Source organism: Bradyrhizobium sp. USDA 3262 (genome assembly GCF_054060035.1).
In genome coordinates this window covers 7,807,606-7,821,663 of record NZ_JBSSCT010000001.1, presented here as the reverse complement: position 1 = coordinate 7,821,663, position 14,058 = coordinate 7,807,606, and the positions used below count along the sequence as shown (strand labels likewise).

The following is a 14,058-nucleotide window of genomic DNA, read 5'->3' as shown; positions in this document are numbered from 1 at the left end:
CTCCGTTAGGCGTGGGCGCGGCCGCTGAGCGCGGCGTGGCGGCGGTAATGATGGGCGCTGTTGCCGAACAGCGTATCGAAGGCGAGCAGCCGCTTGAAATAGGCGCCGATGTCGAGCTCCTCGGTGACGCCCATCGCGCCGTGCAGCTGCACCGCCTGCTCGGCGACGAAGCGCGCGCATTTGCCGATCTTCGCCTTGGCGCCGGACGCCGCACGGCTGCGGGCCACGGGCTCGGCATTGGCCATCAGCGCGGCGCGCAGGGCCATCGAGCGCGCCTCGTCGACCTGCATCGCGACGTCGGCGAGGCGGTGACGGATCACTTGGTTGGCCGACAGCGGCCGGCCGAACTGTTTTCGAATCTTGGTGTATTCGAGCGTGGTGTCGAGCAGCGTTTGCATGATGCCGACCGCTTCCGCACCGAGCGCGGCCATCGCGCGGTCGACCACGGTTTCGATCGCAGACAGCGCATCCTGGCCGTCGCCGAGCAGCGCATCGGCGGGCAATTGCACATCCCTGAGATCGAGATTGCAGCCGCGGCCGCCACCGAGCCGCGCGTAATCGCGCAGCGCGAGACCCGCCGTTCCCGCCGGCATCAGGAACAGTCCGAGCTTGCCCGTCGCGCCGTTGGCGCTGGCAGCGCGGGCGGAGACGATGATCTGGTTGGCGGCGGCGCCGTCGAGCACCGCGATCTTGCTGCCGTTCAGCTTCCAGCCGTCGGCAGTCTTGGTCGCCGTCGTGTCGACATGGCCGAGGTCGAAGCGCGCGGCGCGCTCGGAATGCGCGAAGGCGAGCGTGAGCGCGCCCTCGGCAACTTTGGGCAGGATCGCCTGCTGCTGCGCCTCGGTGCCGCATTCGGCGACCAGTGCGGCGCCGATCACGACGGTGGAAAGGAACGGCTCGGACACCAGGCCACGACCGAACGCCTCCATCAGCAGCCCGATCTCGATCGCGCCGCCGCCGAGCCCGCCATGGGCTTCGGCGATCGGCAGCGCAAGCCAGCCAAGCTCGGCGAACTGCTTCCAGATCGCAGGCGAATAGCCCAACGGGTCGTTCGCCGCCTTCTTGCGATGATCTGACGTGAAGGTCTCCGCCACGAAGCGGTCGGCACTTTCGCGCAGCAGGCGCTGCTCGTCGCTGAGGGTGAGGTCCATCTGGCTTTCTACACGTTGGCGGTTTTCTTGACGGAGGGATGCAGACCCGCGGGGTCCACCACCATTCCGAATTCCTGGAGATTATGGGCGTGGCAGAGCTGATGCAGCGCAAACGCCTGATCGATCGCGGCTGGCTGCCCCATGATGTCGATCGAGCGGTTCACCGCTTCCTTGGAGAGCTTCAGCGCAAAGGCGGGCTTGGCGGCAATGCGCCGTGCCAGCGCCAGCGTGAACGACGTGAGATCGCCGCGCGGCACCACATGATTGACCATGCCGAGGCGATGCGCCTCGTCGGCGCTCCAGATGTCGGCGGTGAACAACATCTCCTTGGCCTTGCGCGCGCCGAGCTCCCAGGGATGCACGAACCACTCGACGCCGCAGACGCCCATCGTCACCACGGGATCGCAGAATTCGGCATCGCTGCTCGCGACGATCAGGTCGCAGGCCCAGGCCAGCATCAGCCCGCCGGCGATGCACTTGCCGTGCACCTCCGCGATCGTGGGCTTTGCCAGATTGCGCCAGCGCCGTGTGATCTGCAGATAGATCTCCTGCTCGCGCGCGAAGCGGCCGTGGGCGTTGGGCTCGGCGAAGCCGCCCCAATTTCCGACTGGCGGGAAATCGACGCCGGCCTGGTTCTTGGCGCCGGGCCGCAGATCGTGGCCGGCCGAGAAATGTGGACCGTTGCCGGCGAGGATGATGACCTTGATCGCGTCGTCCTGCACCGCCTGGTCGAAGGCGGCGTTGAGGTCGTAGGTCATCTGCAGGTTCTGGGCGTTGCGCGCCTCGGGGCGGTTCATCACGATCCGCGCAATCGCGGGCTCGGGCCGTTCGACAACAATCGTCTCGAATTGTTCAGACGCCAATGGATCCTCCCGCGATCGATTTTTTTGCCATGATGAACGGCGCGGGCAGGGATAGGCAAGCGTCATCATCCGCAAAAGAAGCCGCGAAATCCGCCGCACGGGATTATCCGGCGAAAATCTGTTAAGCTGACGCGGAATCCACCGGGGAGGACCATCTTCATGCGCAAGCTTTGGACCGTGCTCGCAGCGCTGGCGACATTGAGCCTGACCAACTGCGGCTACAACGCGATCCAGACCAATGACGAGCAGGTCAAGTCGGGCTGGTCGGAGGTGGTGAACCAGTACCAGCGGCGCGCCGATCTCGTGCCCAACCTGGTCAACTCGGTGAAGGGCTTTGCGCAGCAGGAGAAGGACGTGCTGCTCGGCGTCACCAACGCGCGCGCCAAGGTCGGCAGCATCCAGGCAACGCCCGAGGTGCTCAACGATCCGGCTGCGTTCCAGAAGTTCACGCAGGCGCAAGGCGAATTGACCAGCGCGCTGTCGCGGCTCTTGGTCGTCACTGAAAATTATCCGCAGCTGAAATCGGATGCGCTGTTCCGCGACCTGATGGCGCAGCTCGAGGGCACCGAGAACCGCATCACGGTGGCGCGCAATCGCTACATCAAGGCGGTGCAGGACTACAATGTCGGCATCCGCACCTTCCCGAACAACCTGACCGCGATGGCGTTCGGCTACAAGGAGAAGCCCAACTTCACGGTCGACAATGAAAAGGAAATATCGACCGCGCCGAAGGTCGATTTCAATAATCCGTCGCCGGCCCCGGCGCCGTCGAAATAACGCCGGCGTGCGCGCATCGCGATGACCGCCGCACGCGTTATCCTGCTCGCCTTCCTGCTGGGCTTGGTCTGCCCGGCATGGGCCGAGGTCGCGGTGCCTCCGCTCACCGGCCGCGTCGTCGACCAGACCGGGACGCTGTCCGCCGGCGATATCGCATCGCTGACCGACCGGCTGAAGGATCTGGAGACCCGCAAGGGCAGCCAGATCGCGGTCCTGATCGTGCCGACCACCGGCGAAGAAACCATCGAGCAGTTCTCGATCCGCGTGGCCGAGGCCTGGAAGATCGGGCGCAAGAAGATCGACGATGGTGCGCTCCTTGTCGTCGCCAAGAACGACCGGCATTTGCGCATCGAGGTCGGCTACGGCCTCGAAGGCGTGCTGAGCGATGCCGTCACCCACCGCATCATCGACGAAGACATCACGCCGAAATTCAAGGCCGGCGATTTCGCCGGCGGCATCTCGGCCGGCGTCGACCGGATGATCCGCCTGATCAATGGCGAGCAATTGCCGGCGCCGGAGCCCGAGCATTGGCAACGGCCGAACCTGGTCGACTTCGCCAATCCGGTGACAATCTTTATCGTCATCATCGTGGCCGGCGTGTTGCGTGGGATACTGGGACGGTTGTTGGGCTCGGTTGCGACCGGCGGTGTTGTCGGCGTCTTCACCTGGATGGTGGCCGGCTCGCTCGCCACGGCGCTGGTGGTCGGCCTGTTCGCCGCCGTCGCGGCGCTGATCTTCGGCGGATTGAACTTCGGCGGTCCGGCGGCCGGCTCGGGACCGTACCGGCGCGGCGGCGGTTATTCCGGCGGCTGGTCCGGCGGCGGGGGCTGGAGCAGCGGCTCGAGCTCGAGCGATAGCGGCGGCTTCAGCGGCGGAGGCGGCAGCTTCGGCGGCGGCGGCGCCTCGGGGAGCTGGTAGGCATGGGCATCAAGCGCATCGGCAAGCATCTGATCGAACACCGCTGGCGCGTGCGGCGCGATTTTCCGCCGCGCGTGCTCGACGCCATCGAGCGGGCGATCAAGGCCGGCGAGGCCACTCATTCCGGCCAGATCCGTTTCGTCGTCGAGGGCGCGCTCGACGGCGTGCCGCTGTTCCGCAATCAGCCTGCGCGGGAGCGCGCGCTCGACGTGTTCTCGCACTTGCGGATCTGGGACACCGATCACAACAATGGCGTCCTGATCTATCTGTTGCTCGCCGACCGCGACGTCGAGATCGTCGCCGACCGCGGCATCGACGCGAAGGTCGGCCATGCCGGCTGGGAGGCGATCTGCCGCACGATGGAAACGGATTTTCGGGCCGGCCGCTTCGAGCAGGGCGTGATCAAGGGCATCGCGGCAGTGTCGCGCGAGCTGGCAAGGTATTTCCCGCCTCCGGCCGGCCCGAACGAGCTGCCGGACAAGCCGGTGGTGATTTGAGCCCGTCATTCCGGGGCGATGCGAACGCATCGAACCCGGAATCTCGTTCCACGACCTCTGGATTCCGGGTTCGCGCTACGCGCGCCCCGGAATGACGGTAGAGAGAGGGTCTACGCCTTCACCGATGGCCGCGCGCCGACGCGGTTGAACCAGGCGACGATGTTGGCGTTCGACTGGTCCAGCGGCTGGCCGACCTGGTTGCCGAAATCGAGCCAGCAATAGAGCAGCATGTCGGCGAGCGTGAAGCGCTTGCCGCAGATATAGTCGCGGCCGTCGGCCATCTGGTCATTCAGCCATTTGATGCGGTTGGCGGCGATCATCTTCAGGCCGGGCGAGGCTTCGGGCGCAACGGGAATGCGCTTCTCGAAGAATTTCAGCGCTTCGCCGAAGCGGTAGCCGTTGGCGAGTGGCTCGGCGATGTTGAGATCGACGCGACGCGTCCACATCCGGCATTCCGCCCGCTCTTCCGGCGTGGTGCCGATCATCGCGGGCGAGGGGTGCTTCTCCTCGAGATATTCGCAGATCGCCGTGATCTCGGAGAGGTAGTTGCCGCAATCCAGCTCGAGCGCCGGCATCTGGCCGTGCGGATTACGCTTCAGGTGTTCCGTCTCGCGGTTCTCGCCCTTGCGCAGGTCGACGGTCTGCTTGGGTATCTCGATGCCCTTCTCCGCCATGAACATGCGCACGATGCGCGGATTGGGTCCGATCGAGTCGTAAAGCTTCATGGTCCTCGCTCCCTGTTTTCTTCAGCGTTGTTGTTGCCGCTGTTGAACAGGCCGGGCGCGGATTTGTCAAATGCGGCGTCATTGCGAGGAGCTCGCGACAAAATTGCAGAGCAATTTTGCGCTGGAGCGACGAAGCAATCCATCGCTCCGCACGTGCTGAAGCATGGATTGCTTCGCGGAGCCTGTCATCGGGCGCGCGTTCGCGCGACCCGTTGGCTCGCAATGACGGAGAGACCAGGCGTCAATCGTCGAGCTTGTTGAGGTCGCGCACCGACTGCATGATCGGCTCGAAATTCGAGCGCGCATCGAGCGCGTCGAACAGTTGCGCGGTGTCCTCGAGCAGGCCGTGCGAGCGCTGCAGCGCGATCCGGACATCGTCCTGCGGCGTATCGGACAGCCGGCCATGACCCGACAGCAGGATCTTCGAGTTGAGGCCCTTCAGCCGCTCCAGCGACTGGATGTAGTCGGCGATCGAGCCGGAGCCGAACACGCCGCCCATCACGCCGCCGGGCATCAGCGTGTCGGCGGCGAACAGCAGGCCCTTGTCCTGGTCGAACAGCGTGATGCAGGCCGAGGTGTGGCCGGGCGTGTACATCACGTTGAGGCGGAAATTGCCGAGGTCGATCAGGTTGCCTTCCTCGAGCCAGATGTCGATATCGATCGGCACGTTCGGCTCGTTGAACATCTTGCGCAGCATCGAGAAATCGTCGCGCAGCATGATCTTGTTGGCGGCGAGCCGGTGCGCGGCGATATAGGCGCTGCCGTGGAAATGGTACGCCGCGCCGATGTGGTCGAGATGCTCATGGCTCAGCACCACCATGTCGATCATCTCGGGCGTCACCCCGAGATGATTGAGGCAGGCAATGAGCGACGGATAATTGCTCGACAGTCCGACATCGATCATGATGGTCCGCCTGCTGCCGCGCACCAGATAGGCGTTCGCCGCACGGTTCTTGAAGCGGATCTGATAGACGTCGTCTGCGGCCTGGATCAGCGTTGCGACCTCGGCGTCGAACAGCGTCTTGAACGGGCTTGGCTTGCGGTCGCTCATGGGGTTGCCGCCGTCCGGTAAGTGACCGCGTTGGATGCGCGCAGGCGCTTCGAGAGCGCATCCATCACCATCAGCGCAAACGCCGGTTGCTGGCTGACCAGATAGACGAAGCGGGCGTGGTTGATCCGCATCACCCGCGTCGCGGGCGCTGAGGCGATCGCGGTCGCCGAGCGCGCCGAGCCGTCGATCACGGCCATCTCGCCGAAGAACTCGCCCTTGCCGAGGCTGACGATAACAGTCTTGTTTCCGCGATCGATCTTGGCGATGTCGACCTTGCCGTCGAGCACGACAAACAGCTCGCGGCCGGTCGAGCCTTCCTCAAAGATGACGTCATCGACACCAAATTCCTTGATGCATTTCTCGATCGTCATGGCGCTCTCCTGCCTTCTGGCTGGAAGATGGCGGTATGTTAATCGGGAAAGCGCCGCGCGCAAACGGAAGCGGCGCAGATTGCCGCAGGGCAGCATCGCCCAAATCCGGCCCGGAAAACTCCCTAAAATTTAGGTAATGGCGGAGCGGGGTAACCATTTCGCAAGCAATAAAAGTTACCGAATTGTCAACCTAGTCTGGAGACTTTGAACGTGAGTGAGCAGCAGAGCGAGCCGGTCAGCGGTCAAACCGGCGCCGAAATGGCGGCGAAAAGCGAGCCCGTGATGGCCGCGACCGGTGTCGAAGCTCCCCGGCTTGCGCCCGAGCAGGAAGAGACGTCACCAAAGGCGGACGCGTCCCGGATGGACGCGCCCAAGATTGAACCCTCGAAGCTTGAACCGCCCAAGATCGAGTCCATGATCGAGCCGAAGGTCGAGGCCAAGGTCGAGCCGACCAATATGGACGTGCCCAAGGTCGAGACCGGCAAGCGGGAAGAGCCGCATTTTCCGGGCAAGCTGATGATCATGGCGCCGGGTGACCGCACCTGGGACCATGAGGCGACCGCATCCAGGCCGGGCGCCGAACAGGCGGCCAAGGCGGCAGGCAAGCCGGCCGGCGCGCGCCGGATCGGGGCGATGGCGGCGGTGATCGCGCTGGCGACCGTGGCCGGCGCCATTGGCGGTGCGCTCGCGACCGCGGGGCTCGGCCATCTTGCCACCCCCGCCGTCGCCTCCGCGACGGATGCGGCTGCCAGGGACGTGGCGGCGAAGGAAGCGGCCGATGCCGCGCTCGCCCGGATCGAGTCCGAAATCGCCGCGCTGAAGGCCAGCGTCGAGCAGACCGCCAAGGCCGGCCAGGCCCAGTTCAGCAAGGCCAGCGACCGGATCGAGAAGGTCGAGAAGGCCCAGGCCGAGCCGATGGCCAAGCTTAACAAGCTCAGCGAGGCGGTCGACAAGCTCCGCGCCACGCCGCAAACGACCGTCGCCGCGGCGACGCCCGCCCGCGAAGTCACGGGCTCGGTCACCCCGGCGACTGCCGCGGCGGCGGCGGCCGCGCCCAGGCCCGAGGTCGGCCGCCTGCCGGTGGTCGACGGCTGGTCGCTGCGCGACGTCGGCAATGGCGGCGCGTTGATCGAGGGCCGCGGCGGCATCTACGAGGTTTACGCCGGCGACCCTGTCCCGGGCCTTGGCCGTGTCGACGCCATCCGCAAGCAGGATGGCCGCTGGGTGGTCGTCACCAGCAAGGGCCTGATCGTTTCGCGCTGATCGCCGAAACGCGACAACACCAAGGCGCTTCACCACGATGTGAAGCGCCTTTTTTCTTGAATAGGGTTTGCCGCGCGGTGTTAGTGGGGCATGAGCCGTGCGCTGAAATGCCTCCTGCTGATGTCCGTCCTGCTCTGCGGCGTTGCGCCCGTACAGGCCGCCGAGGATCGCGTGCTCGAGCGCGGCGCGGCGGTCATCGATCCCGCCATCCTGCGCGAGCTCGATCATGGCCGCTTCAACCTCGGCCGGATGCTCGCGCCGGAGCGTTCCGCCGACACGCCGCTGTCCAACCGCGATCTGTTCGGGCTCGCTGCAATGGTGCCGGTGCGCGAGGCGCTGGATCGCGAATTCGATCGCTATGTCGCAAAGCATAAGGCAAGCCTGCCGAATGAGAGCATCGGTGTCGGCGACGGCTTCGCGTTTCAGCTGTTCGATCGCGCGCTGCTTGAGTCGCCCGACGTCCGCTTCGTGCTGTCAGGCATCGTCAATCGCATGGACCGCGCCTATGTGGCGCCGGAAGATTGCGGTGAAATCCGGTTGATCTACCGGCTGACCCGTACCGATGTGCCGCCGATCGGCGAGAACGCAGTGTCGCAGCGGCTGCCGATGACGCTGAACCTCGTGCTGAGGGCGAAGGGTGACGGCAACGACGCATCGCTCGGCTGCCGCGAAATCGCGCGGCGCTGGCTCGCGATCGGCAGCGCGCCGCCGGCGATGGAGAAACTGTTCGGCAAGGATGGTCCGCTCGACCTGATCGACGCGCGCAATATCGATCGCATCGAGACCAATCTGCAGATCGCGCACGCGCCGAAATCCGCGGTGCGCGATTTCCGCACCGACTATCTGCTCAAAGTGTTCGATTATGACGGCGCGGCAAAGCGCTTTGCCGAGGCGCCGCTGGAGAACCAGATCGATCGCGACCGCATTCTGGCGGACGAGGCACTGAGGCGCGACTTCAAGGCGTGGCTGCTCGATCCCAAACATTTTGCCGAGCTCGATCGCGGCACCTTGCTGATCCCCGATCGCTTCCTCGCGACCTCAGCGGTCGCGCCGACGCCAACCGGTTTCGATGTCAGCGAACTGGAGCCCGAGTTCGGCATGGTGCAGGGTGAGGGCACGGCCGGCAATGCGGTGTTCTCGGATGGTGACGTCGTCAGCGCCCTGCATAAGGCTGCGGCCGACGGAACGAAGCTGCAAAACATCCAGTCGCTGGCCGGCTTCGAACGGCGCCTCAACGATGTCACCTGTGCCGGCTGCCACCAGACCCGCGGCATCGGCGGCTTCCATTTCCCCGGCGTCGACTGGATGGCGGCAAAGCCGTCGAACTCCACCGTGGTGCCGGCCTCGCCGCATTTCTTCGGCGACCAGCCCCGCCGCCGCGATATCCTCGCAAGTCTCCGCGACGGCAAGGCGCCGGACTTTTCGCGCGGCTTCTCCAACCGGCCGCAGCTGCGCGGCAGCACCGAGCTTGCCGGCACCGAATACAGCGACGGCTGGGGCGCGCACTGCTACCTGCCGGGCGCGAGGCCCGCCGAAAGCGACCGCAGCTTCCGCGGCTGGACCTGCGCCGAGGGCCTTGCCTGCCAGGTGGCCGGGAAGGCTTCGCGCATCGGGATGTGCTTCGTGAAGGGCCGGTGATTTCGGCCGGAACCGAAGCGGCTGCGCGTCATTATTCGATGCTACATTCCGCGTCGCGATCACGCCCCGAACAGCCCAGCCTTGAGCGGAGACCAGCCGATGAGTGCTCCCGAGGACGACAAGCAGCGCGACCGCGAGATCGCGGCCAACGAGGCCGAGCGTCAGGCGGTCAGCGCCGTCCGTGTCAGCAGCTGGGCGATCGGGCTCGCGGTCATCATCGGCATCATCGCGGTGGCCCTGGTCTGGGCCTGGATGAAGCGCTGAAGCGACGCTCGACGGAGATCGATCCGCTACGCCACTGCGCCCGACGCGCGCAGCTTCTGGATCGTGGCTTCGTCGTAACCGGCCTGGCGCAGGATCTCGTCGGAATGCTCGCCGACCTCGGGCGGCTTGCGCGGCTGCACTTTTCTCGCGCCGTCGATGAAGATCGGGCTGTTGACGGTCAGCATGGTGTCGTTCTCGAAGCGCACCAGCACCTCGTTCTCGATCATCTGCTTGTCGTTCGGGATGTCGTCGAGGATGCCGACGACGCCGAACACGAGACCATTGCCGTCGAGGATCTTGCGCCATTCGGCGAGGTCCTTGCCGGCGAACACCTCGTCGAAGATCTTGATCAGCTCGACCGAGCGCGCGTGGCGGTCCGCCTTGGTGGCGAAGCGCGGATCGGCAACGAGATCCTCGCGGCCCATGCAGCGCGCCAGCGTCGGCCATTGCCGGTCTTCATTGAGCAGCGACAGGATCAGCCAGCGGCCGTCCTTGCACTTGTAGTGGTTGGTGACCGCGTTCAGCGCCTCTTCGCGCGGCTTGCGCTTCTTGAACTTGGCGCCGGCGAGCTTGGCCTGCGCCAGCACGCCATTGGCCCAGACGCCGTTGGCCATCAGATTGGTCGAGACGTGCGAGCCCTTGCCGGTCTTCTCGCGCTGGAACAGCGCGGTGACGATCGCGCCGTAGAACGCCATCGCGCAGGGGTGATCGCCCATGCCGGCGACGGAACGGGCCGGCGTGGTGTCCTCGTCGGCGCGCACCAGATCCATCAGGCCGGAGCGGGCCCAATAGGCGTTGGAGTCGAAGCCGGGCTTGTTGGCCTCTTCGCCCTTCTCGCCATAGCCGGTGAAGGAGGCGTAGATCAGCCGGTCGTTGAGATGGGCAAGATGGTCGTAGGTGATGCCGAGCTTCTGGCGTACCTGCGGCGGCATGTTGGTGATGAACACGTCGGCCTCGGCGACGAGCTTGTACAGCACCTGCTGCGCGTCAGGCTTGGTGAGGTCGAGCGCGAGGCTCTTCTTGTTGCGGGCCTCCAGCATCCACGCGAAATTGTGCTCGCTCGATGGATAGCCGGGCAGGTTGGGCAGATTGCGATAGGGATCGCCGGCGCCCGGCGGCTCGATCTTGATGACGTCGGCGCCGAAGTCGGACAGCACGGTGGCGGCCGCGGGCGCGGCGATGAAGCTCGCGCAGTCCAGGACCTTGAGCCCGTCAAAAATGCCTTTTTCCATCGTGCCGTCGCTCCCGTGGCGCTTGTTGGTGTTTTTCCGGTAGCTGGAATTATCGCAAGCAATGATCCCGATCAGACCGCCATTTGACCCATCTGGGGGCCACGATGCAACGGGTTGTTGGCCGTCATTGCGAGGAGCGGCGCGACGAAGCAATCCATGTTTCGGCTTGCGGAGGTATGGATTGCTTCGCGGAGCCTGTCATCGGGCGCGCGTTCGCGCGACCCGTTGGCTCGCAATGACGGTGTCTACTACTCCACCCCCGCCATCAGCGCCGCATTGCCGCCTGCGGCGGCGGTGTTGATCGTGATCGTCTGCTCGGTGGCGAAGCGCGCGAGGTAATGCGGGCCGCCGGCCTTGGGGCCGGTGCCGGAGAGGCCGCTGCCGCCGAACGGCTGCACGCCGACCACCGCGCCGATCATGTTGCGGTTGACATAGATGTTGCCGACCTGGAGGCGGTCGATCACGTGCTCGATCGTGTCGTCGATGCGGGAATGAATGCCGAGCGTCAGCCCGAACCCGGTCGCCTCGATCGCGCTCAGCACCTCGCCGAGCTTGTCGGCGCGGTAGCGCACCACGTGCAGGATCGGACCGAACACCTCTTCTTTCAGTTGCCCAGCCGCCGACAGCTCGAAGATGTGCGGCGCGACGAAATTGCCTGATGGCGCCTCGCCGGCGAGATGCACCCGCGCCTCCTGCTTCATCCGCGCGATATGCGCATCGAGCCGCTGCTTGGCCTCGGCATCGATCACCGGTCCGATATGCGTCGACGGTTCCGAGGGATCGCCGATCCTTAATTCGCGCGCGGCGCCCGCGATCATCTCGATCATGCGGTCGGCGACGTCGTCCTGCACGAACAACAGCCGCAGCGCCGAGCAGCGCTGACCGGCGGAGCGGAACGCCGAGGTCACGACGTCGTCGGCGACCTGCTCGGGCAGCGCGGTGGCGTCGACGATCATGGCATTGATGCCGCCGGTTTCCGCGATCAGCGGCACGATCGGGCCGTCCTTGGCCGCGAGCGTGCGGTTGATCGACCGCGCGACGTCGGTCGAGCCGGTGAAGACGACCCCAGCGATGGCGGGATGCGCCACCAGCGCGGCGCCGACCGCGCCGTCGCCCTGGACCAGATGCAGGGCCGATGGCGGCACCCCGGCCTGATGCAGCAGCGCGACCGCTTCGGCTGCGATGCGCGGCGTCTGCTCGGCCGGCTTTGCGATCACCGCATTGCCCGCCATCAATGCCGCCGTCACCTGGCCGAGGAAAATCGCGAGCGGGAAATTCCACGGCGAGATCGCAACGAACGCACCGCGGCCGTGCAGCTCCAGCACATTGCTTTCGCCGGTCGGGCCCGGCATCGTCTCGCCTGCGCCGAACAGCTTTTGCCCCAGCGCGGCATAGTAGCGGCAGAAGTCGATCGCCTCGCGCACTTCCGATAGCGCATCATCGAGGGTCTTGCCGCCCTCGCTTTGCAGCAAAGCGAGGAAGTGGGCGCGGCGCTGCTCGAGCAGGTCCGCGGCCTTGTCCAGGATCGCTGCGCGTTTTGTGGCCGGCGTGGCATTCCAGGCCCTAAAGCCCCGGCGCGCCGCGACAACGGCGGCATTCGCCTGCTCGGTGGTTGATGGGGTGATGGAAGGCGAAGCCTTGCGCTCGGCCGCGATCGCCGACGTCAGCGCGCCAAGCGCCTTGCGCTCGCCGAATTCGATGCCGTGCGAGTTCTGGCGCTGCGGCCGATAAAGCTCGGCCGGCAACGGAATCGCGGAGTGCGACGCCTTGTCGTCGGCGCCGATGATCTCGGCCGGGCGGCGCAGCAGGTCCACGATCGACACGCGATTGTCGGCGGCCAGCGCCACGAAGGACGAGTTGGCGCCGTTCTCGAGCAGCCGCCGCACCAGATAGGCGAGCAGGTCGCGGTGGCTGCCGACCGGCGCATAGGTCCGGTGGGCGATGTCGGGCCTGTCCTCGCCGAGCTGGGCGTAGAGCGCTTCGCCCATGCCGTGCAGCCGCTGGAATTCGAAGCTTGAGGGATCGTCGGCGAGTTCGAGGATGGTCGCGACCGTCAGCGCGTTGTGGGTGGCGAATTGCGGAAACAGCCGCGGCCGCAGCGCCAAGAGCTTGCGCGCGCAGGCGACGTAGTTCAGGTCGGTCATCGCCTTGCGGGTGAACACCGGATAGCCGTCGAGCCCGCGCTCCTGCGCGCGCTTGATCTCGGTGTCCCAATAGGCGCCCTTGACCAGGCGCACCATCATCCTGCGGTCCAGCGCACGCGTCAGCGCATCGACATAGTCAATGACGTCGGCGGCGCGCTTCTGATAGGCCTGGATTGCGAGGCCAAAGCCGCTCCAGCCGGCGAGCGAGGGGTCGGCGAACGCGGTGGCGATGACGTCGAGCGACAGCTCCAGCCGGTCTGCCTCCTCGGCATCGACGGTGAAGTTGAGGTCGAATGCCTTGGCCCGGCGCGCGAGATCGACCAGCTGCGGCACCAGCTCGGTCATCACCCGGGCGTGGCTCACCGCCTCGAAGCGCGGATGCAGCGCGGAGAGTTTCACCGAGATGCCGGGCCGGTCGGGCAGGGGCTGATCGCCGGCCGCCTTGCCGATCGCATCGATGGCGCGGGCGTAGGATTCGAAATAGCGATGGGCATCGTCGGCGGTGCGCGCACCCTCGCCGAGCATGTCGAACGAATAGCACGAGCCGCGCGCCGTGTGCGATTGCGCGCGCGACAGCGCCGCCTCGATGGTCTCGCCGAGCACGAAATGGCTGCCCATCAGCCGCATCGCCTGCCGCGTCGCGGCGCGCACCGCCGGCGCACCGAGCCGCTTGGTCAGCCGCCCGATCGTGCCCTGCGGCGTCTCGCCGGGCTGGATCACCCGCGCCGACATGCCGAGCGCCCAGGCCGAGGCGTTGACCAGGAACGCGCTCGATCTGGTCTCGTGGTTGACGAAGTCGCCCTGGCCGAGCTTGTCTTCGATGAACTGGTCGGCGGTGCGCGCGTCGGGTACCCGCAGCAGCGCCTCCGCCAGCACCATCAGCGCCAGCCCTTCCTTGGTCGACAGCGCGAACTCCCGCAGCATGTCCTCGACCCCGCCGAGCGGATCGTCGTTGGCCCGGATCGCCTCGATCAGGCGGGTTGCCGTGCGGTCGATCCATGCCTCCGCCTCCGCGCCGAGCCTCGCGTCCTGGCGCAGGCGGGCGGCGATGGCGGCGTCGTCGGGCGCGTAGGGTGCGCTGAACGGGGGCGGGAGCGGCGACGGGTCTGGCATGGCGGTTCCTTGAGATTGTGTGGGAACACCTACGCGCTAGCGAACCGTAGT

13 protein-coding genes are annotated in these 14,058 nt (G+C 66.2%); 6 read left to right on the top strand and 7 right to left on the bottom strand.

Annotated features, from left to right (window positions below):
* Positions 1-5: 5 nt before the first annotated feature.
* A complete protein-coding gene (locus tag ACVWYP_RS36970) occupies positions 6-1,151 on the bottom strand; it encodes an acyl-CoA dehydrogenase family protein (protein ID WP_028342520.1) in 1,146 nt (381 codons plus the stop codon).
* A gap of 8 nt (positions 1,152-1,159) precedes the next feature.
* Positions 1,160-2,014, bottom strand: coding sequence for an enoyl-CoA hydratase (locus tag ACVWYP_RS36965; protein WP_453945892.1), 855 nt, complete (start codon positions 2,012-2,014; stop codon positions 1,160-1,162).
* Between the two features lie 159 nt (positions 2,015-2,173).
* Between ACVWYP_RS36965 and ACVWYP_RS36960 the strand changes: the two genes are divergently transcribed.
* From ACVWYP_RS36960 to ACVWYP_RS36950, 3 genes are read left to right on the top strand one after another with little or no spacing between them, the layout of a single operon-like run.
* Positions 2,174-2,791: a LemA family protein gene (locus tag ACVWYP_RS36960; protein ID WP_028342518.1), complete on the top strand. Its 618-nt coding sequence runs from the start codon at positions 2,174-2,176 to the stop codon at positions 2,789-2,791.
* A 21-nt stretch (positions 2,792-2,812) separates the two neighbouring features.
* The gene (locus ACVWYP_RS36955) at positions 2,813-3,709 is read left to right on the top strand and encodes a TPM domain-containing protein (RefSeq protein ID WP_456684277.1); all 897 of its coding nucleotides are present in this window, start codon (positions 2,813-2,815) and stop codon (positions 3,707-3,709) included.
* Between the two features lie 2 nt (positions 3,710-3,711).
* On the top strand, positions 3,712-4,206 hold the full coding sequence (locus ACVWYP_RS36950; protein WP_304496783.1) for a TPM domain-containing protein: 495 nt from the start codon (positions 3,712-3,714) through the stop codon (positions 4,204-4,206).
* Positions 4,207-4,316: 110 nt separating this feature from the next.
* Here ACVWYP_RS36950 and ACVWYP_RS36945 read toward each other — a convergent pair whose 3' ends face one another.
* The 3 genes from ACVWYP_RS36945 to ACVWYP_RS36935 form a co-directional block, all read right to left on the bottom strand.
* Complete coding sequence (locus ACVWYP_RS36945; protein ID WP_092081716.1) at positions 4,317-4,931, bottom strand: glutathione S-transferase family protein; 615 nt, start codon at positions 4,929-4,931, stop codon at positions 4,317-4,319.
* Positions 4,932-5,172: 241 nt separating this feature from the next.
* Entirely contained in the window at positions 5,173-5,982 is an 810-nt protein-coding gene (locus tag ACVWYP_RS36940) for an MBL fold metallo-hydrolase (RefSeq protein WP_304496782.1), read from the bottom strand.
* Positions 5,979-6,353: a Crp/Fnr family transcriptional regulator gene (locus ACVWYP_RS36935; RefSeq protein WP_018273297.1), complete on the bottom strand. Its 375-nt coding sequence runs from the start codon at positions 6,351-6,353 to the stop codon at positions 5,979-5,981. Before ACVWYP_RS36935 ends, ACVWYP_RS36940 begins: the two co-directional genes overlap by 4 nt.
* 204 nt (positions 6,354-6,557) lie before the next feature.
* Here ACVWYP_RS36935 and ACVWYP_RS36930 point away from each other — a divergent pair, with 204 nt between their 5' ends.
* The 3 genes from ACVWYP_RS36930 to ACVWYP_RS36920 all read left to right on the top strand — a co-directional run bounded on the left by ACVWYP_RS36930 (position 6,558) and on the right by ACVWYP_RS36920 (position 9,518).
* Positions 6,558-7,616, top strand: coding sequence for a hypothetical protein (locus tag ACVWYP_RS36930; protein ID WP_304496781.1), 1,059 nt, complete (start codon positions 6,558-6,560; stop codon positions 7,614-7,616).
* A 90-nt stretch (positions 7,617-7,706) separates the two neighbouring features.
* Positions 7,707-9,254, top strand: a complete 1,548-nt coding sequence (locus ACVWYP_RS36925) for a hypothetical protein (RefSeq protein WP_304496780.1) — start codon at positions 7,707-7,709, stop codon at positions 9,252-9,254.
* Between the two features lie 99 nt (positions 9,255-9,353).
* Positions 9,354-9,518 (top strand): hypothetical protein, encoded by a 165-nt coding sequence (locus ACVWYP_RS36920; RefSeq protein WP_304496779.1) that lies wholly within the window; start codon positions 9,354-9,356, stop codon positions 9,516-9,518.
* A gap of 26 nt (positions 9,519-9,544) precedes the next feature.
* On the opposite strand, the gene ACVWYP_RS36915 is transcribed toward ACVWYP_RS36920, so the two are convergent.
* Together ACVWYP_RS36915 and putA are read right to left on the bottom strand one after the other, a co-directional pair.
* A complete protein-coding gene (locus tag ACVWYP_RS36915; RefSeq protein ID WP_304496778.1) occupies positions 9,545-10,750 on the bottom strand; it encodes a CaiB/BaiF CoA transferase family protein in 1,206 nt (401 codons plus the stop codon).
* A gap of 248 nt (positions 10,751-10,998) precedes the next feature.
* Positions 10,999-14,007: a bifunctional proline dehydrogenase/L-glutamate gamma-semialdehyde dehydrogenase PutA gene (gene putA / locus ACVWYP_RS36910; RefSeq protein WP_304496777.1), complete on the bottom strand. Its 3,009-nt coding sequence runs from the start codon at positions 14,005-14,007 to the stop codon at positions 10,999-11,001.
* Positions 14,008-14,058: the final 51 nt, after the last annotated feature.

Bases quoted from the DNA above. Each gene is read 5' to 3' on its own strand.
- ACVWYP_RS36925 (WP_304496780.1), top strand. From the start codon at position 7,707: ATGAGCCGTGCGCTGAAATGCCTCCTGCTGATGTCCGTCCTGCTCTGC.
- ACVWYP_RS36955 (WP_456684277.1), top strand. From the start codon at position 2,813: ATGACCGCCGCACGCGTTATCCTGCTCGCCTTCCTGCTGGGCTTGGTC.
- ACVWYP_RS36945 (WP_092081716.1), bottom strand. From the start codon at position 4,931: ATGAAGCTTTACGACTCGATCGGACCCAATCCGCGCATCGTGCGCATG.
- ACVWYP_RS36950 (WP_304496783.1), top strand. From the start codon at position 3,712: ATGGGCATCAAGCGCATCGGCAAGCATCTGATCGAACACCGCTGGCGC.
- ACVWYP_RS36940 (WP_304496782.1), bottom strand. From the start codon at position 5,982: ATGAGCGACCGCAAGCCAAGCCCGTTCAAGACGCTGTTCGACGCCGAG.
- ACVWYP_RS36915 (WP_304496778.1), bottom strand. From the start codon at position 10,750: ATGGAAAAAGGCATTTTTGACGGGCTCAAGGTCCTGGACTGCGCGAGC.
- ACVWYP_RS36920 (WP_304496779.1), top strand. From the start codon at position 9,354: ATGAGTGCTCCCGAGGACGACAAGCAGCGCGACCGCGAGATCGCGGCC.
- ACVWYP_RS36970 (WP_028342520.1), bottom strand. From the start codon at position 1,151: ATGGACCTCACCCTCAGCGACGAGCAGCGCCTGCTGCGCGAAAGTGCC.
- ACVWYP_RS36960 (WP_028342518.1), top strand. From the start codon at position 2,174: ATGCGCAAGCTTTGGACCGTGCTCGCAGCGCTGGCGACATTGAGCCTG.
- putA (WP_304496777.1), bottom strand. From the start codon at position 14,007: ATGCCAGACCCGTCGCCGCTCCCGCCCCCGTTCAGCGCACCCTACGCG.
- ACVWYP_RS36935 (WP_018273297.1), bottom strand. From the start codon at position 6,353: ATGACGATCGAGAAATGCATCAAGGAATTTGGTGTCGATGACGTCATC.